Source organism: Paraliobacillus sp. JSM ZJ581, from assembly GCF_044383835.1.
Classification (GTDB): domain Bacteria; phylum Bacillota; class Bacilli; order Bacillales; family Amphibacillaceae; genus Paraliobacillus.
Window position 1 is genome coordinate 19766 of record NZ_JBISEP010000019.1, and the last position, 17363, is coordinate 37128.

General features: G+C 35.7%; 16 protein-coding genes, 1 pseudogene and 1 riboswitch. Of the genes and pseudogenes, 7 read left to right on the forward strand and 10 right to left on the reverse strand.

Annotated elements, in window-relative coordinates; genetic code table 11:
* Positions 1 to 17: 17 nt before the first annotated feature.
* The 4 genes from menB to ACH6CY_RS10865 are packed head-to-tail and all read right to left on the reverse strand — an operon-like array spanning position 18 to position 4777.
* Positions 18 to 836: a 1,4-dihydroxy-2-naphthoyl-CoA synthase gene (menB, locus tag ACH6CY_RS10850; RefSeq protein WP_374067354.1), complete on the reverse strand. Its 819-nt coding sequence runs from the start codon at positions 834 to 836 to the stop codon at positions 18 to 20.
* Complete coding sequence (gene menH / locus ACH6CY_RS10855; RefSeq protein ID WP_374067355.1) at positions 833 to 1651, reverse strand: 2-succinyl-6-hydroxy-2,4-cyclohexadiene-1-carboxylate synthase; 819 nt, start codon at positions 1649 to 1651, stop codon at positions 833 to 835. The genes menB and menH overlap by 4 nt, the downstream gene beginning before the upstream one ends.
* Positions 1626 to 3386 (reverse strand): 2-succinyl-5-enolpyruvyl-6-hydroxy-3-cyclohexene-1-carboxylic-acid synthase, encoded by a 1761-nt coding sequence (gene menD / locus ACH6CY_RS10860; protein ID WP_374067356.1) that lies wholly within the window; start codon positions 3384 to 3386, stop codon positions 1626 to 1628. Before menD ends, menH begins: the two co-directional genes overlap by 26 nt.
* On the reverse strand, positions 3383 to 4777 hold the full coding sequence (locus ACH6CY_RS10865) for an isochorismate synthase (protein ID WP_374067357.1): 1395 nt from the start codon (positions 4775 to 4777) through the stop codon (positions 3383 to 3385). The genes menD and ACH6CY_RS10865 overlap by 4 nt, the downstream gene beginning before the upstream one ends.
* A 400-nt stretch (positions 4778 to 5177) precedes the next feature.
* Between ACH6CY_RS10865 and ACH6CY_RS10870 the strand changes: the two genes are divergently transcribed.
* The 3 genes from ACH6CY_RS10870 to ACH6CY_RS10880 all read left to right on the forward strand — a co-directional run bounded on the left by ACH6CY_RS10870 (position 5178) and on the right by ACH6CY_RS10880 (position 7314).
* On the forward strand, positions 5178 to 6125 hold the full coding sequence (locus ACH6CY_RS10870; RefSeq protein WP_374067358.1) for a 1,4-dihydroxy-2-naphthoate polyprenyltransferase: 948 nt from the start codon (positions 5178 to 5180) through the stop codon (positions 6123 to 6125).
* 78 nt (positions 6126 to 6203) lie between these two features.
* Positions 6204 to 6593 carry a hotdog fold thioesterase gene (locus ACH6CY_RS10875; RefSeq protein ID WP_374067359.1) on the forward strand — a complete coding sequence of 130 codons (390 nt, stop codon included), beginning with the start codon at positions 6204 to 6206 and terminating at the stop codon, positions 6591 to 6593.
* A gap of 85 nt (positions 6594 to 6678) precedes the next feature.
* Entirely contained in the window at positions 6679 to 7314 is a 636-nt protein-coding gene (locus tag ACH6CY_RS10880) for a pentapeptide repeat-containing protein (protein ID WP_374067360.1), read from the forward strand.
* A gap of 119 nt (positions 7315 to 7433) precedes the next feature.
* Here ACH6CY_RS10880 and ACH6CY_RS10885 read toward each other — a convergent pair whose 3' ends face one another.
* Positions 7434 to 8006 (reverse strand): ECF transporter S component, encoded by a 573-nt coding sequence (locus tag ACH6CY_RS10885; RefSeq protein ID WP_374067361.1) that lies wholly within the window; start codon positions 8004 to 8006, stop codon positions 7434 to 7436.
* Positions 8007 to 8167: 161 nt separating this feature from the next.
* Positions 8168 to 8303, reverse strand: a riboswitch (FMN riboswitch).
* A gap of 97 nt (positions 8304 to 8400) precedes the next feature.
* On the reverse strand, positions 8401 to 9459 hold the full coding sequence (locus ACH6CY_RS10890; RefSeq protein ID WP_374067362.1) for a M20/M25/M40 family metallo-hydrolase: 1059 nt from the start codon (positions 9457 to 9459) through the stop codon (positions 8401 to 8403).
* Positions 9460 to 9641: 182 nt separating this feature from the next.
* Between ACH6CY_RS10890 and ACH6CY_RS10895 the strand changes: the two genes are divergently transcribed.
* Positions 9642 to 10667 carry a potassium channel family protein gene (locus ACH6CY_RS10895; protein ID WP_374067363.1) on the forward strand — a complete coding sequence of 342 codons (1026 nt, stop codon included), beginning with the start codon at positions 9642 to 9644 and terminating at the stop codon, positions 10665 to 10667.
* Positions 10668 to 11100: 433 nt separating this feature from the next.
* Here the strand turns inward: ACH6CY_RS10895 and ACH6CY_RS10900 are convergent.
* Both ACH6CY_RS10900 and ACH6CY_RS10905 read right to left on the reverse strand, forming a co-directional pair.
* Positions 11101 to 11664 (reverse strand): annotated as a pseudogene (locus ACH6CY_RS10900) (transposase).
* A 448-nt stretch (positions 11665 to 12112) separates the two neighbouring features.
* Positions 12113 to 13459, reverse strand: coding sequence for a glucose-6-phosphate isomerase (locus ACH6CY_RS10905; protein WP_374067364.1), 1347 nt, complete (start codon positions 13457 to 13459; stop codon positions 12113 to 12115).
* A 175-nt stretch (positions 13460 to 13634) separates the two neighbouring features.
* Here ACH6CY_RS10905 and ACH6CY_RS10910 point away from each other — a divergent pair, with 175 nt between their 5' ends.
* Positions 13635 to 13874, forward strand: coding sequence for a DUF378 domain-containing protein (locus ACH6CY_RS10910; RefSeq protein ID WP_374067365.1), 240 nt, complete (start codon positions 13635 to 13637; stop codon positions 13872 to 13874).
* Between the two features lie 103 nt (positions 13875 to 13977).
* Here ACH6CY_RS10910 and yugI read toward each other — a convergent pair whose 3' ends face one another.
* Positions 13978 to 14361 (reverse strand): S1 domain-containing post-transcriptional regulator GSP13, encoded by a 384-nt coding sequence (gene yugI / locus ACH6CY_RS10915; RefSeq protein WP_374067366.1) that lies wholly within the window; start codon positions 14359 to 14361, stop codon positions 13978 to 13980.
* 381 nt (positions 14362 to 14742) lie between these two features.
* On the opposite strand from yugI, the gene ACH6CY_RS10920 reads away from it, so the two are divergent.
* The gene (locus ACH6CY_RS10920; protein WP_374067367.1) at positions 14743 to 15915 is read left to right on the forward strand and encodes a MalY/PatB family protein; all 1173 of its coding nucleotides are present in this window, start codon (positions 14743 to 14745) and stop codon (positions 15913 to 15915) included.
* Between the two features lie 72 nt (positions 15916 to 15987).
* Here ACH6CY_RS10920 and ACH6CY_RS10925 read toward each other — a convergent pair whose 3' ends face one another.
* Entirely contained in the window at positions 15988 to 16563 is a 576-nt protein-coding gene (locus tag ACH6CY_RS10925) for a superoxide dismutase family protein (RefSeq protein ID WP_374067368.1), read from the reverse strand.
* A 180-nt stretch (positions 16564 to 16743) separates the two neighbouring features.
* Here ACH6CY_RS10925 and ACH6CY_RS10930 point away from each other — a divergent pair, with 180 nt between their 5' ends.
* Positions 16744 to 17319, forward strand: coding sequence for a hypothetical protein (locus ACH6CY_RS10930; RefSeq protein WP_374067369.1), 576 nt, complete (start codon positions 16744 to 16746; stop codon positions 17317 to 17319).
* Positions 17320 to 17363: the final 44 nt, after the last annotated feature.

The following is a 17363-nucleotide window of genomic DNA, read 5'->3' on the forward strand; positions in this document are numbered from 1 at the left end:
TCGTCTTCCTTACGTGTTTAAGGGAATCTTGGAAATTGTTTAAAGTCTGGCTTTCTTTTCTCTTTAAAGGCATCTCTACCTTCTTTTGCTTCATCCGTTGTATAGTATAACAGCGTTGCATCGCCACCCATCTGTTGTAAACCAGCTAGGCCATCTGTATCTGCATTAAATGATGCTTTTAAGAAACGAAGTGCAGTAGGTGATTTTTCTAACATTTCTTCACACCACTGTACCGTTTCCGCTTCTAACTGATCCAATGGAACAACTGTATTTACTAAACCCATATCCAATGCTTCTTGTGCATTGTATTGACGACACAGATACCAAATTTCACGTGCTTTCTTGTGACCAACAATACGTGCCAAATAACCGGCACCATAACCAGCATCAAAGCTTCCAACTTTCGGTCCTGTTTGGCCAAAAATGGCATTATCTGCAGCAATCGTTAGATCACAAACAACATGCAATACGTGTCCGCCACCAATTGCATAGCCAGATACCATGGCAACGACTGGTTTTGGAATGACTCGAATTAAGCGTTGCAAATCAAGCACGTTCAATCGCGGAACTTGATCTTCTCCTACATAACCACCATGGCCTCTCACTTTCTGATCTCCACCAGAACAGAATGCATCATCCCCTACACCGGCTAGAACGATCACACCAATATCTGAATCATCACGAGCATAAGAAAATGCATCAATTAGCTCTTGAACTGTGTGGGGACGAAATGCATTTCTAACTTCCGGACGATTAATTGATATCTTTGCTATTCCATTGTATGTTTCATAAAGAATATCACTGTATTCTCTTTCAGTTTTCCATTCTATTTTCATGCTTGTTCCTCCATTCGTAAAATAAAATCCTTCACTATTGTATCAAATTTTTCTTTTTGTTCCACATGAACTGCATGTCCTGCATCAGAAACTATTACTAATTCAGCGTTTTTACACTGCTGTTTCATTTCATCTGCAATCATAACAAACTTTTCGTCTAATTCACCAACGATTAAAAGCATTGGCTTAGTAATCGTTGCTAACTTATCCCACCATGAAGGTTGCACGCCAGTTCCCATTCCCCGTAATGAGGCAGCTAAACCGCTTAATGATTGAGAAAGACGTTCATTTTTTATACGACTTTGTTCGGTCGCTAGTAACTTTTTTTGCGTAGAGAACAAAGGTAATTGTTCCCAATAAGCAACGAATGCAGGGATACCTTCTGTTTCTATCCGCTCAGCTAATGCCTCATCTTTTGTTTGGCGTGCTAATTGCTCATCAATAGTATTCAGACCAGGAGAGGCGCTTTCTATGGTTAGTGATTGCACACGATTTGGATGAAGCATCGTAAATGAAAGTGCTGCACGCCCTCCCATTGAATAGCCAACAAGATGTACGCTGTCTATCTGTAACTGATCAACTATACTTACCAAATCATCACAAAATGTCTCCATTTTCAACGGTCTATCTATCTCTGTCTTACCATGACCAGGTAAATCAAGAGAAATACACCAATGATTTTTTGCGATTGTAGTGATTGTTCGCTCCCATGTTTTATTTGTACTAGTAAAACCATGTAAAAAAACAATCGGAATTCCACTTTGTTCTCCGTGCATTTCTATCCAATAATTACAATTGGTCGTTTTTATATACATTAATCTCATCCTCTATAAGCGATGCAATTTCTCTCCACTTGTTTTCATGCCAAGCCGCATTTTCTTCACGCATTGTCTTTAATTCAATAACGGAAAGCCCTGGACGCTGATAACTCGCTTCCAACGCTTGTCTGTACTGACTCCAATCAATCGGATTCGTGTAATACCCTTGATATAACTGAACCGTATGCGCTAAATCAATGTCTAAAGGTGTACCAAACAATTCTTCAAAGTGTGGCGCTTGTTGTTTCGCTTGTGGTAAAAAGGAAAAAATCCCACCACCATTATTGTTTATTAAAACAATTGTAATATCTAATTGATAGTGTCTTGTCATTAACAGGCCATTTTGATCATGAAAAAACGATAAGTCGCCTATAAATAATGTCACTCTTTTGCTTGACGTAGCAGCACCTAATGCACTTGAAACCACACCATCTATGCCATTGGCACCTCGATTGCATAACATTCGAATAGACTTATTTGTTGAAAACCAAAAAGTATCTACGTCACGAATAGCCATACTATTTCCAATGTACAGTGTGCTTTCATTAGGTATTTGCTTAGCTAATTCAACAACCGCATGTCCTTCAGTTAGGATTTGTGTCTTTCGCTTTTTTAACATTTCAATTGTATGGTGATTCCACTGTTTCCAGTGCGCCAACCATCTTTTATCAAATTGCAAAGCTGAGAAATCAAGCAATGATGTACAAAGCGAACCAGGATCTGCATAAAGTACTGTTGCACCATGGCCTACCGGCTCTCGAACTCCTTCCGCTTCTTCTACTATATATTGAGCAATTTCACTATGTTGTTTTAACCATAGCATATACGACTTAGAAACAGGCATCGCACCAAAACGAATAATAAAATCTGGTTGAATATTTTTACGGATATTTGAATCCTTTAAAATGGCATCATAACTTTCAATTACTATATCTTTACCTTCTTCTCCTTGACGTAATTGGGAAAGCGGGTCAGCAAAAATAGGGACTTGCCATGTCTCCGCAAGAGCGATTATTTCAGCTTGTGCTTGTTGATTTTCCATTGGCCCACATACAATAATACCTTTTTTATACTGTTGTAACTGATTGTATAATTGCTGTAATTGGTTAACCGAAAGTTTTTTATACCCTTGTTCCACAGTCAATTGTCCAATTTTATTTTTTTTATCCCATAAACCAGAAAGAGAAAAATCAGGAACAAGTGGTTCACGAAAAGGGAAGTTCAAATGTACGACACCTTGATTGGTTGCATTGGCTACATGAAATGCTCTAGCAGCTATCGAACGAATGTAAGAAAGGCCTAGTGATGTCGCATCAGGTAACAAAATTTCTTGGAACCACTTCACATACTCGCCAAAAAGCCGGAGTTGATTAATCGATTGTGGCGCACCAACGTCACGTAATTCATGTGGTCGATCAGCGGTCAGTACAAGTAATGGAACACGACTATAATATGCCTCAATAATTGCAGGATAGTAGTTCGCAGCTGCAGTGCCCGATGTACAAACCAGTGCAACCGGACAATTGGTCTGTTTAGCCAATCCAAGTGCAAAAAAACTAGCAGAACGCTCGTCCATATTTACCCATGTTTCAATAGTAGAATGTTGTGCGAACGTCATAGCTAATGGTGTCGAGCGTGATCCTGGTGAAATAATTACATGAGCTAACCCATTTGCAGCTAGTTCATCAACAAATTGTGCCACATATCTTGAAAGTTGTTCGGTATGATTCATTCGTTATCCACCTCTAACGCATCCAACATAGGAGTAAATTTGATCAATGTTTCCTCATACTCTGCAACAGGATCAGATTCTTTTACTATTCCACACCCCGCAAATAAGGTTGCTTGTTTATTTCGAATTAATCCGGATCTTATCGCAACTGCAAATTCACCGTTTTGATAGGTGTCAAACCAGCCAATCGGTGCCCCATACCAGCCACGTTCGATTGGTTCAAACGACCGAATAAATGCCATCGAAGCCTCTCGCGGTAATCCACCTAGTGCTGGAGTAGGATGTAAATATTTCACAACATCTAGAATCGTATAATTGCTTTTCAGTTTTGCAGTCACTGGTGTATATAAATGCTGTAAATTCTTCAATGAATAGATAATTGGATTATCTGGTATATCGACAGCTGTACAGGAATTAGAAACAGCTTCCTTTATCATTTGTACGACATAATCATGTTCTTCTCTGTTTTTATGATCATGTAATAACGCATTGGCAATACGTTGATCTTCTGACTCCGTTTTACCTCTAGGGGCAGTGCCAGCTATACAAGCCGAAAATAACTGTTCCTGCTCGACTCGAACAAGACGTTCTGGTGTTGCACCAACAAAACAAGCTCCTCCTTGTTCATAAGCAAAAATAAAACTAGATGTTTGTGTAGCAGCTAATTGTTGTAGAGCCAAAGTAATAATAGGATTGGATTGAAAATAAATATTCATTTCTCTTGCTAAAACAACTTTAGCTACTTCTCCTTGCTTTATTTTTTTCATCGCTTTTTCTACTAGTTCAATCCATTGAGAAGGATTTCCTTCTTCTCTTTTATCGACTAATGCTTGTGTTTGATCTAAATGTAAAACCGATAGTAATTCATCTATTTGTTTCTCTACTTTCTCATGCAGTTCATCTATTTGATCAGTAGGTTCAATCATTACGTTAATCGTTAAATAATAGGACGCTTTGTTACGAACAACCAAATAGGTAGGAATGCTAAATTGGCTGCCAGTAAAGTCTTTCCAAGCTCCTTTTAATTGCTCTTTCTGATCAAAAGGAAAACCTCCAAAAGCAACAGGTCCTGTTCCACCCTGTCGATCATCATTATAAATAATAGATTGCTCTATTAGTTCCGTCCATTGTTTTTCAATTTGATTATACACATCTTCTGTAGCTTGGAATGATTTCGTTTCGCCAACGCCAACTAAATAAAATTCCTCAGCAACACTGGACCAAAAAAAGCGATTATTCGCTATATGTTTAGCATGCTCAAATACGCTAAATGGATCTACAGCATCTATGCGTTCTGTAATACTAACGAGGCGTGCTGTCGTTCCTTCCCTTATTGTTTGATAAGCTTCATTCAATAAAGGTTTTAATGTTTTTTCTTTTACTTCAATCATCATCAACCCTCCGAAACTGATAGGGGTTTTTTAACAAAAATATATATTGTTTTTATTTACTATTTATATTAACTAAAACTTTTCCCCAACTATATTCTATTCTCTTTTTACACGTTTCTCAACAATCATGATTATAGCTAGTATTGTAAATTTAGTTCTTATGTGTTTATTTTTAACTAATTTAAGGATATGTTATGCAAATAGTCTTTCATTTAACAAGGGAAGGAATATATTACCTTTTAAAAATGTGTCAATTTGTTGACACGCTAACGTTCGTTCTCTAAACTTATTATGATATCAGCACAAGCGATCTTTTCTTTCATGTTACACTGAATGCGAATGTATTACATTATTTCTATAAATAAAGGTTTTTATACGATAGTTAGGAGAGAGCACGACAATGCAATCATTAGAAGATAAAACAATTCAAGCTACATTAAACGAAAGACCCGGCTTACATATTTGGTGGCGTCTTTTACGACCTCATACACTAACTGCTTCCTTTGTACCAGTGTTTATTGGTACAATGCTGGCTATATTAGATGGTTCGATTCATTTTTTGCTATTTATCGTAATGCTTGTTGCCTCCATGCTTATTCAAGCAGCAACAAATATGTATAATGAATATTATGATTATGTCCGAGGATTGGACAATGAAAACTCTGTTGGCATCGGTGGAACGATTGTGCGAGATGGCATTCCTGCTAAAAAAGTTTTACATTTAGCTAATACCTTTTTCTTATTGGCAATGTCATTAGGGGTTTACATTTGTTTACAGTCTAATTGGTGGGTAATGGTAGTTGGTCTAATTTCTATGTTAGTTGGATACTTATATACAGGTGGTCCATACCCGATTGCATCTACCCCTTTCGGCGAATTAGTATCTGGTTTTTTTATGGGTACGATGTTAATTGGAATTAGCTATTACGTGCAAACAATGACTATTTCCACTGATATGGTACTTATCTCCATCCCGGTTGCCATTTTTATCGGAATGATTTTGTTAGCTAATAACATACGTGATTTAGATAATGATAAAGAAAATGGCAGGAAGACCATTGCTGTTTTGTTCGGTCAAAATAAAGCTATAACATTTTTAGCGACCTGTTTTATCGTTAGTTATGGATTAACGATCGTATTTATTGGATTTGGTATTTTACCGATTTGGTCCATTATTGCATTATTAAGTGGAAAAAAAGCCAAACAAGCGATCAATCAATTTAGTGGTAAAAAAACAAATGTTGAAAAAATTCCTGCAATGATTGCTACAGCACAAACAAATACGCTATACGGTGTTTTACTTGGGATTTCACTACTGTTACAAATTTTCATTCCTTTTTCACTGTAAAACATTAAAAATATGTGGTATATTGCACAGCAAGAGCAAATATTGTTCTTGCTCTTATTATTAGGAGGAAAAAAACAAATGAACTTCAATGATACATTAATGGGGCATTTAGAGATGAAGCTAATCACAAACCAGGCTAATTTGGTTGAAATAAAGATGCCTGTGAATAACAAAACAAAACAACCAATGGGATTTCTGCATGGTGGAGCCAATGTTGCATTAGCTGAAACTGCCGCAAGTGTTGGTGCATTAGCTAATATTGATCAAGCAACACAACTTGTATTCGGAATGGAGATAAATGCAAATCATATAAAAAGCAAACGTGATGGATGGGTAATCGCTCAGGCGACACCTAAACATATTGGAAAAACAACAATGGTCTGGCAAATAGATATTGTTGATGAAGCTGAAAAACTCATTTCTACTGCTAGATGTACAATTGGAGTGAAGAAGAAGATCGCATTCTAATTCTTAAAGCTATATTATTTGTGCTAAATAAATTCGTCAAACATTTTTTAATCTATATACATTTTAAATGAGAGGAAGATACAAAATGAAGATTGATACTCCTAACATTCACACCGAATTAAAGGCTAAAAATTTTCATGATATTCTTTATGAGGAAGATCCAACATTTAACTCGTGTATCATAAGCAACAGTCTATTTGAAAATGAAATATTAGATGGTGTGCAGCTAGCAAATGTAGTAATAAAAAATAGCAAGTTTTCAAACACAGATTTTGGTAGGATCGACATGCTTGATGTACGCTTTGAAAATTGCGATTTATCTAATGTTAATTTTGGGAATGCTTCCATTCATAGAGTAGCATTTGTAAACAGCAAATTAGTTGGTACTAGTATTGCAGAATCAAGTTTAGGAAATGTTACATTTGAAAATTGTGTATTAAGCTTAGCTATCATAGCAAATTCAAAATTAAAAAATGTTATCTTTAAAGAAAATGCACTCCAAGATACAGATTTTTATGACTGCAAACTAAAAAATGTAGCATTTGACGTATGTAACCTTAATGGCACAAAGTTCAACCATACATCACTAAAAGGAATTGATATAAGTACTTCTACGTTTAGTCAACTAGTCGTTTCTATCGAAGACTTAAAAGGGTGTAAAGTATCAACCTATCAGGCAATCCAGTTTTCAAGCTTACTAGGATTACAAATCACAGACTAAAACAGCATTTCATCCCCCCCTGCCACCCCATAACAATTATTATACTTAATATAAGACAAACAAAAAGAGAAAGGACGTTGTGTTTGAAATGCCCTTTCTCTTATTACTCAATCATCAAATTAGTGAAACGTAATTCTTTTTTGATCAATCCACGGTTTTAGCTTAACAAATAACGGTATAAATAAAGCAGTCAAAATAACTCCTTTAATAAAATTGAATGGTAGCGTCCCGCCTAAAACAGTAGCTAACTTCACTCCGTTACTCATTGTCTCCCACCCCATTAGCCAACTATAAGCGGGCAAAATGATAAGATAATTCAAAACACTCATTCCAAGAGCCATTACAACGGTACCAGTGACGAGACCGGTAACAATACTTCTCTTACCTTTTAATTTATGGTATAGAAGCGCTACTGGGTAAATAAACAAAGTTCCAGCAATGAAATTGGCTACAGCTCCTACAGGATCACTTGCACCTGTATAAAGCAAATAAAGTGCGTTCTTTATAGCTTCTACTAAGATTCCCACCACCGGTGTGAATAGCAATCCTGCAATTAAAGCTGGCACTTCACTAAAATCAATTTTCAAGTATGGTGGTAAAAATGGTATCGGGAAATTGATAAAGAGTAAAACCATTGATATGGTACCTAATAATGCAATAATAATTAACTTTAACAAATGTGATGATTGCATCACGATCTTCCTCCTTCATCTTTATCGATTCCATGCTTACTATTGATGAAGGGAGAGCAACTATCTTCCCTAACAAAATAAAAACTCTAAAACCACTCGTGGGGGGCTTTAGAGTTCAAATGTATTAGGAAATAAAGGCATAGTAATTATACCTTCTTGCTCCGTATCTTCTCCCATCCAGACTTTAACTGTCGGCTCTGGACTCTCACCAGATCCACCGCAAAATGCGGGTCACGGACTTCAAGCTAATCGCTTGTTACCGTCGGTCGGGAATTACACCCTGCCCCGAAGATAGAATCGATATTTAATTACATACATTATACAACGAACTGTAATCTTTGTGAAGTGCTTTGCATGTATATTTTTTCACAATTTAGTGACATAGCACATTTTACTAGTTTTCAAGTGGATTTAAACTTTCTTTTCCAGTCATCGCAGCAATCATTTCTACTAATAAATCAATTTCTTCGTCTATATCCTTTATGCTCGCAGTTTCGACTGGGGAATGCATGTAGCGCAATGGCAATGAGACGAGACTGACGGGGACACCTTTTCCTGTTAAGCGCATCTTATCTGCATCTGTCCCAGTCATTCTTGGTGTCAATTCATATTGTACCTTCATGTTTAAACGTTTCGCTGTATCTTCTAATAGTTTATTTATTTTTCGGTTAATTGGTGCACCTTTTGCTAAGACTGGTCCCCCATCTAACTTTATATCACCGTGCTTATTCTTGTTAACATTTGGATAGTCAGTAGCAAAAGTTACGTCACATGCGATTGCCATGGTCGGTTCAATACTAGCAGCAGCAAAATAAGCGCCACCCATATTCGTCTCTTCATTCACAGTACTAGCAGCGTAGACACCCACATTGATTTCTTTCTTGGAAAGCCTTCGAAGTACTTCAGCAACAATAAATGCACCAGTTCGATTATCCAATCCACGTCCAGACACATAACGATCCATCAATATTTCTGGTTCTCGTTTGTAAACGGCTAAATCACCAATTTGTACAAATTTCTCTATTTCTTCTTTTGATTTTGCACCACAATCGATAAATATATCTTCTAAGTCAAAATCGCCTGTTATTCCACCATGATGTTGTGCATTCACTCCGATAACTCCTGTAATTGTTTTGCCATAACCAAGAATAGTCACTTTCATTCCTATTGCTGCTTTTGGATTGATTCCACCCATTTTTTCTACAAATAAATAACCTTGTTCATCTATTCGATTAACAATAAGTCCGATTTCATCACAATGTCCTGCTAATAAAATTTTAAATGGTGCCTCTTTATTTAAAACTCCTATTGCGTTACCTGCATGGTCGGTAATAATTTCGTCAGCAAACGGTTTGACCTCTTCTATCCATTTTTTCTGAATCTCCATCTCAAAACTAGATGGAGAAGGCGTTTGTAATAGTTCCAATAAAAATGCTTGTCGTTCTTTTTCCATTATGTAAGACCTCCTAAATAATCTACTAACATCATATCAAATTTTCAGGCAATACTACATGTAACAACAACTATATAAGGATGCGCTAGGAAAATAAATTTGCAAAGAGGTTGAGCAGTTCGTTTTATGTTGCTTTTTGTATCAAGCACATAATAGAATATCCAAACTGATATGCATGATTAATGCTACAAAGAAAGGACGAAGAAATGTACTTATATAAATTTATGACGTATTACTTCCGATTACCTGTTTTAATTCGATTACTCTTAACAGTAATCACCTTAATGTTCCTATTCGGATTCAGTATTCATTTAATAGAACCTGTTCATTTTCCAACTGTTTTTGAAGGTATCTGGTGGGCATTTGTCACTGGATCGACCGTTGGTTATGGTGATTTTGTTCCTTTAAGTACGTTCGGTAAAGTAATTGGCATTTTGTTAATTTTAGCAGGTGGGGGACTCGTCACGTTTTATATGGCAACCATCTCCGCTGCTACAATTAGAAGAGAAGAAGAAATAGCGAAAGGAAATACAACGTTTAAGGGAGAAAATCACATCATCTTTATTGGGTGGAACGAGCGAACACGACAATTATTAAAAATGATGCAAACATATCAAAAAAAAGAGCCCTTTGTATTAATTGATCACTCTTTAAAACAATTTCCACATAAAGAACATGCCTGTCATTTTGTTAGAGGCAATCCAACTTCTGATGAGGTATTACAAAAAGCAAATATTAAAAGTGCGGCTTATGCAATTATTACTGCTGATCCCGCAAAAAAAGAACAAGAGGCGGATCAAACAAGTATTTTAACAACAGTTGCAATAAAAGGAAACAATCCCGATATCCATGTGGTCACAGAAATTTTAACAAAAGAACAAGTTTCAAATGCAAAAAGAGCAGGAGCTACAACAGTTATTCGATCCAACGATTTCATGGGGACACTGTTTTTTCAAGAAATTTTCCATGTATCCACCGTACAACCCTTTGATTTATTCATCCAAATCCTTGCAACACAACAATTCTCTTCTATACACATTCCTACAAATTTAATAGGGCAAACATTTTTAGAAGCCTCAACTAATTTTGTTTCGGAAGAGCGATTATTGATTGGAGTAATAAGGGAAGACAAGATGTGGGTGAACCCTCCTTTTCATACAGCTTTACACAAAAATGATCAATTACTTTTATTGACACCGATGACTTAAGGTCCTCTGTCAAATGTGGTGGTGTGATTTTCACTCCACCATCTCTTTTATTAAACTTATATTATAAATAATGTGTAACAGACATTTTCACTAGTTTTACTTTCAAGAGTGTTCATTAAATCCATTGTATCGAACACTTGAACGAATATTCTGGTCTCAAACGATCAATAAACTCGATTTATCAAACACATCACACGATTTTCTGGTCTCAAACGATCAATAAACTCGATTTATCAAACACATCACACGATTTTCTGGTCTCAAACGATCGATAAACTCGATTTATCGAACACTCCTGCTCTATTTTTCGCTACGAACGATTGAAAACCCAATTTAATAGACACTCTTACACCATTATTTTACCAAGTGTATCTTCGGCTCGTGCTGTTCCCACAGGACAAAGAACGCTTCGGAAGTAATAGAAAATCACACTTCACTTTCGAGGAATCTCGCATATTTCGTCAGCTAAGACGTTTTTATAATAAAACTTTTCTAATCTCTTGTCCCACAATATTTTCTTTTTCAAACGTTCAAAATTTTTAATGCCATAAGACATCCCTTTTGTCACTTTTATCATGTTGTTCACATCATCAATGTATCCGTTAGTAAAGGGATACATGAAGGACTGAAGAATTTCTTGTTTCCAACGTTTAAATGTCTTCACCACCTTATGAAAAGCGTCAATAGTTGACGTTTTCATTGCTGACAGGCATATCTCTAATCCTTCTTTGACAGTCTTTTGATTACTTTCTTTAAACTATTTATCCAGCTTGTTTTTCAAGTAGTATACCTCATCTAATCGGACATCTATTTTGAGTAATTGTTTTACTGTTTCTCGTTTTTCTTCTGTCAATTTACAGGTGGACATCCAAGGTGATTTTTTCCTTCGTTTCATACGAATGCGAGCCTTCTTATCTAACGTTCGTTGCATTTCACGTCTCACTTCATCTAGCACCCAATACACCTGGCGCATACAGTGAAAACAGTTGACGATAATTCATGCTTCTCCTAATTCATGACGGACTGCGTGTTTAAATGATTTGGATAAGTACATGACTACGATTTGAACAAGACTCGTATCACAACACACGATTGTAAGTACCTATTTGGTGAACATGTCTGTTTCTTCACCGCTGTAATTAAACTCTACATAAAAGGCATCTAATTCACTACGCATATTCCAAATATCCATATGCTTGTCTGTAATCCCTAGCATTGCTATGGTAAAATTGTTTTTGCACGCTTTTCCTCTCCTTTTCCTTTTTGTCTACAACTTTAGGGTAACAAAAGAGAGAGAATTGCGTGTATTTTTTTGCTTCTATATGAAGGTTTGATAGATCAAGGACACCACCACATTTAGTATATAGCATGACTTAATGAAGCACGATGGAGCAAGCAAATTAAAAAGGGACAGAAAGTCTAGCTCCTCTGTCCCATTCCTTGTTTTATAATCGTTTTTCTAGTTCTTCTTTTTCTTTTTCAAATCCTGGTTTACCAAGTAGTGCAAACATATTTTTCTTATATGCCTCTACTCCTGGTTGATCAAATGGATTAACACCTAGTAAGTATCCGCTTATTGCACATGCTTTTTCAAAGAAATACGAAACATATCCAAATGTATACGCATCTAACTTAGGCAAATGTACGATCAAGTTAGGAACTTGACCATCTGTATGAGCGAGCATTGTACCTTGATAAGCTTTTTCATTAACAAAGTCAACCGTTTCACCCGCAAGGTAGTTTAATCCATCAAGGTCTTGCCCATCTTCTTCAATCGTAATATCATACTTTGGCGTTTCCACATGAAGAACAGTTTCAAAAATATCTCTACGCCCTTCTTGTACATACTGACCTAATGAATGCAAATCAGTGGAGAAGTTTGCCGAAGAAGGATAGATGCCTTTGAAATCTTTCCCTTCACTTTCTCCAAATAATTGTTTCCACCATTCAGAAAAATACTGCAACGCTGGCTCATAATTAATTAGCATTTCAATTGTCTTTCCTTTGTTATACAAAACATTACGAACTGCAGCATATTGATATGCAGGGTTTTTCGTAAGGTCTGATTCACTTAATTCTACTTGTGCTTTCTGTGCACCTTCCATCATTGCATCAATATCTATGCCACTTGCAGCAATTGGAAGTAATCCAACAGCAGTTAAAACAGAATAACGTCCACCAACATCATCAGGAATAACAAACGATTCATATCCTTCTTCTGTTGCTGATGTTTTCAATGCACCTTTCGCTTTATCTGTTGTTGCATAAATACGACCTTTTGCTTCTTCTACACCATATTTGTCTTCTAAGAACTTACGATAAATACGGAAAGCCAATGCTGGCTCCGTTGTTGTTCCACTTTTAGAAATCACGTTAATAGATACATCTTTATCTTTCAATACATCAAATAGCTCTTTCATATAAGTAGAACTAATACTATTTCCTACAAAGATAACTTGTGGTGTATCTCGTTGATCTTTAGGTAAAATATTATAAAAAGAATGATTAAGCATTTCTAACGCAGCTTTTGCACCTAAATAAGAGCCACCAATACCAATCACTAGTAAAACATCTGAATCGGATTTAATTTTTTCTGCAGCCTTTTTAATTCGTGCAAATTCTTCCTTATCATAGTTGGTAGGTAAATCAACCCAACCTAAGAAATCACTTCCTGCACCAGTCTTGTTATGTATCATATCATGTGCTAATTTAACAGGCTCTTTTAGATAAGCTAATTCATGCTCTCCAAAGAAAGTTAGAGCTTTTTCATATTCAAAACGTACATGTGTCATTTTATACCCTCCATTTTTATTTAAGCGAGTGTTATTAATAATGTACCTAAACATGTAATGTAAATCAAGTCACAAAAACTAAAATCACAACCATTTCTTAAAATTTTTAAATATAAATACATAATTTTTCGGACTATAGTTAAGCTATAACTAAAGAAAAAAGGAGGTTAAGAAATTGAACGCAATACAAAGAATTACTTTATTGTTAGTGATAGTTGGCGCCATTAATTGGGGGCTTATTGGGTTATTTCAATTTGATTTAGTAGCAGCTATATTTGGTGGTGGAGAACAAAGTGGTGCATTCGCTAGAATTATCTATACACTAGTGGGCATTAGTGGATTAGTTTGTATCTCTTTACTGTTCAAACCATCAGAAGAAATAGCTTCATCCAGAACACCACAGCCTGAGAAATAACAGTAACTTTCATACATTTTGAATCATTGTCTATATCAATCATTTATGTAAAGAAAGAAGCCTTCTAGCTCAATAAAATCGCTAAAAGGCTTCTTTCTTTTTATTATTTATGAAAAGATTTAGAACGTTCTTCAGATTGTTCAATCCATTCATTTAATTTGTCTTTTAACGTGTTAAAACCCGCCTCTTCTTTTTGTGTGTTAACTTGTTGTTTAGGCTTAGCTTTAGCTTGTTGTTTTGGCGCCTCTTCTGTCGCTCGAATAGATAGAGCGTATTTATTATTCGCATCATCTACTGATAAAATTTTCACCTTTACTTCGTCTCCAACAGACAAAAATTCGTTAATATCTTTAACAAACCCATGTGTAACTTCTGAAATATGCACTAAACCTTGTATTTCGTTATCTAGTGCTACAAATGCACCATATGATTGAACTCCAGTTACTTTTCCTTCTACGACTTGTCCTTCAATATACTTCTCTGACATACTAACATCTCCTACTATTTTGATTCAGAATCGATTTAGATATTCTTAATTGTAATATCTACTTAATACACAATTATTTATTTTAACATATTTTTTAAATGTAGCATAATTTTTTAAAAAAGAGGTTTAGAAAATGGATAAATAGTTAATACTATTACTGTAATAAGTAAAACTTTCTCGTATTCCCCCTGTATAAGCAAAGCATTCATCGCTTTGCTTATTTTTTTGTCTTTCTTGACCTTCATACGTGACATGTTTTAGAAACGATAAATGTTTAACGAGCCAAATTAAAATTGAATATCCATCGAAGTCTGCAAGAAAACATGTTATAATGCTGAGATATATATAAAAGTCAAAAGATGATTAGGAGGAAACAAATCAATGGTATCACTTTTTGAAGATTTTCCTAATAGAAAAAATACACGTTCTGCGAAATGGGATATGGTGAAAACACTATACGGAGCAGATGATGTCCAACCAATGTGGGTTGCAGATATGGATTTAACGATTGCAGATGGGATTAAACAATCGCTAAAAAGCCGAGTAGATCATGGGATTTTTGGCTATACCGTAACAGATAACGAAATAAATGAACAGGTCAAACAGTGGATACTCACGCAACATCAATGGGAAATTGATAAGGATTGGATTGTATATAGTCCTGGTGTTATCCCAACGCTACATATGGCCATTTTAACTCAGACCAATCCGGGAGACAAAATTGTCGTCCAAACACCTGTCTATCCTCCATTTTTTGATATTATTAAAGCACATGATCGAGAATTGGTGAAAAATCCATTAATTTATCAGGAAAACTACTACACAATTGATTTCATCGATTTGGAGCATTCCTTCAAACAAGGAGTAAGTGCATTCATTCTTTGCAATCCGCATAATCCAGTTGGAAGAGTTTGGACGAAAGCAGAACTAGAACAACTTGCAAAATTATGCTTACAATATGATGTAACCATTCTGTCTGATGAAATACATGCTGACTTAATATATCCAAATAATAAGCATATTCCAATTAGCTCACTATCAGAAGAGGTCAATCAACAAACCATCACTTGTTTATCACCTACAAAGACATTTAATATAGCTGGCTTACATGTATCATACGCTATTATTCCGAATGAGAAGCAGCGCACAGCTATAAACAAAGCATTTAAAAAATATGGCATGAACCACATAAACACACTTGGTATTAGTGCACTAGAGGCTGCGTATACAGAAGGAAAACAATGGTTAGATCAATTACTGCAACTGTTAGAACGAAATAGAGATCTCGTAGTTGAGGCGTTTGCAGATCGTGATGAAATCACCGCCATTCAGCCTGAAGGAACGTATTTAATCTGGTTAGACTGCACAAACATGAAACTTGAACAAGCAGCATTGAAAAAATTCATGCAGGAAAAGGCCAAGGTTGGACTTAATGATGGCGTCTCCTTTGGTGAAGAAGGACATGGATTTATGCGTATTAACATTGCTAGTCCAACTGCTTATGTCCAAGAAGGTCTAAACAAAATAATTACTGCATTAGATCATTTAAAATAATAGCTAAATAACCAGCGGAGAGGTTTACTTACCTCCGACTGGTTATTTATATAAAAAGATATTTGGGTTAACTTATTGCGCTTCTTCTTTCTTTTCTGTTTCTGTAGGATCTGTAGGTGGCATATCCTCTTTTGCTTCATCCAATGTGATTTTGCCACAAACTACTCGCTCTCCAGCATTCCCTGATGGTTGACTAACCCCATCATCCTGGTTTTCATGAATAATAATAGAAGTACCATCTTCTTGAAGCAAGGAATATTGTCCTTCAGATAATGTTGCTTCAGCAAGCTCGAATTCAGCCTCAGCAGTTCCATCCGAACCAGCTTCTATGTTTGGCATATCACCAAGATGCGCGCCATCTGGATGCATTAATCCATGTTTTTTCCCTGTTGGATTATAATGACTTCCAGCAGATTTAAAATCTGGTGCAGCACATTTTGCATATTCATGGATGTGTATACCGTGCAAACCTGGTGTTAAGCCTTCTACTGAAACCTTTACTGCTACGCCGTTTGCTTCTTCAGTAAAGGTAGCGGTTCCTACCGGATCATTTGCTTGATTGTATAACGATACTTTTAATGGCGAATAGTCATTTTGTTGACAAGCAACTAAAAACAAAGCACTAATTATCACTATGATAACTCTCATACGTCTACCCCTTTATTCATTTATGTTCTATCTTCAAGCATATCCAAAATTTTTAGCGCTAATCATAGTTAGTCAAAAATAACTTTAATCAGATGTGAATTTTAAGCTTTTTCATTACCAATATTTGTGTATACTTAAAGATATAGAAAATAAAAGCACCTTACTAATTGGAGGGGGATTATGAAAAAGTTACTGTGGATACTCATAGTCTTGATCTCAGTTATCACTTTCACAGGTTGTCAAGGGAACAATACAAAACTAGTATATGAACCACTTTCGGATGATGAGGCGTATCTATTTCTTCTTACAGGAAACACAATCCGCATGCATGAGTTAAAAAATCTTCCAAGCGATAAAGAATTTGAAATTTCACTCACCTTTGAACAATATGAAGGAAAAGAAAAAGTAAAAGAAGATATATTTTATGGTATAAGAGATGATGAGATAGGTAAAAAAGAGGAAGATCGTTTGCTTAGTTTAAATTATCAAGACAATAAAATACGTCTTCTTTCTAACGGAACGTCTTCTAGTTATGATGTAGAAGAAGATTTAAGAGAATATTCACGTGCAATGCTTTCAAAAGACGTTAATCTTGAGCTTGGAAAGTCATATTATATGTATTATGCCTCTACACATAATGAATTTAATGGATCTGGCTCTGTAGTAGGTACTCCTGTTACAAAAGACCTGACAAACAAATTGTTAAAAGATGATGCTTCTACTATTTTTGTTAAACTATCCTTCAATGAACTATAATTAACACCTTTCACACAAAAAAGGAAACAGGATGTCTAAATGGG

Coding starts and splice junctions, on each gene's coding strand:
- ACH6CY_RS10880 (WP_374067360.1), top strand. CDS start 6,679: ATGAAGATTGATACTCCTAACATTCACACCGAATTAAAGGCTAAAAAT.
- ACH6CY_RS10930 (WP_374067369.1), top strand. CDS start 16,744: ATGAAAAAGTTACTGTGGATACTCATAGTCTTGATCTCAGTTATCACT.
- ACH6CY_RS10870 (WP_374067358.1), top strand. CDS start 5,178: ATGCAATCATTAGAAGATAAAACAATTCAAGCTACATTAAACGAAAGA.
- menH (WP_374067355.1), bottom strand. CDS start 1,651: ATGTATATAAAAACGACCAATTGTAATTATTGGATAGAAATGCACGGA.
- ACH6CY_RS10865 (WP_374067357.1), bottom strand. CDS start 4,777: ATGATTGAAGTAAAAGAAAAAACATTAAAACCTTTATTGAATGAAGCT.
- menB (WP_374067354.1), bottom strand. CDS start 836: ATGAAAATAGAATGGAAAACTGAAAGAGAATACAGTGATATTCTTTAT.
- menD (WP_374067356.1), bottom strand. CDS start 3,386: ATGAATCATACCGAACAACTTTCAAGATATGTGGCACAATTTGTTGAT.
- ACH6CY_RS10895 (WP_374067363.1), top strand. CDS start 9,642: ATGCTACAAAGAAAGGACGAAGAAATGTACTTATATAAATTTATGACG.
- ACH6CY_RS10920 (WP_374067367.1), top strand. CDS start 14,743: ATGGTATCACTTTTTGAAGATTTTCCTAATAGAAAAAATACACGTTCT.
- ACH6CY_RS10905 (WP_374067364.1), bottom strand. CDS start 13,459: ATGACACATGTACGTTTTGAATATGAAAAAGCTCTAACTTTCTTTGGA.
- ACH6CY_RS10875 (WP_374067359.1), top strand. CDS start 6,204: ATGAACTTCAATGATACATTAATGGGGCATTTAGAGATGAAGCTAATC.
- ACH6CY_RS10890 (WP_374067362.1), bottom strand. CDS start 9,459: ATGGAAAAAGAACGACAAGCATTTTTATTGGAACTATTACAAACGCCT.
- ACH6CY_RS10925 (WP_374067368.1), bottom strand. CDS start 16,563: ATGAGAGTTATCATAGTGATAATTAGTGCTTTGTTTTTAGTTGCTTGT.
- yugI (WP_374067366.1), bottom strand. CDS start 14,361: ATGTCAGAGAAGTATATTGAAGGACAAGTCGTAGAAGGAAAAGTAACT.
- ACH6CY_RS10885 (WP_374067361.1), bottom strand. CDS start 8,006: ATGCAATCATCACATTTGTTAAAGTTAATTATTATTGCATTATTAGGT.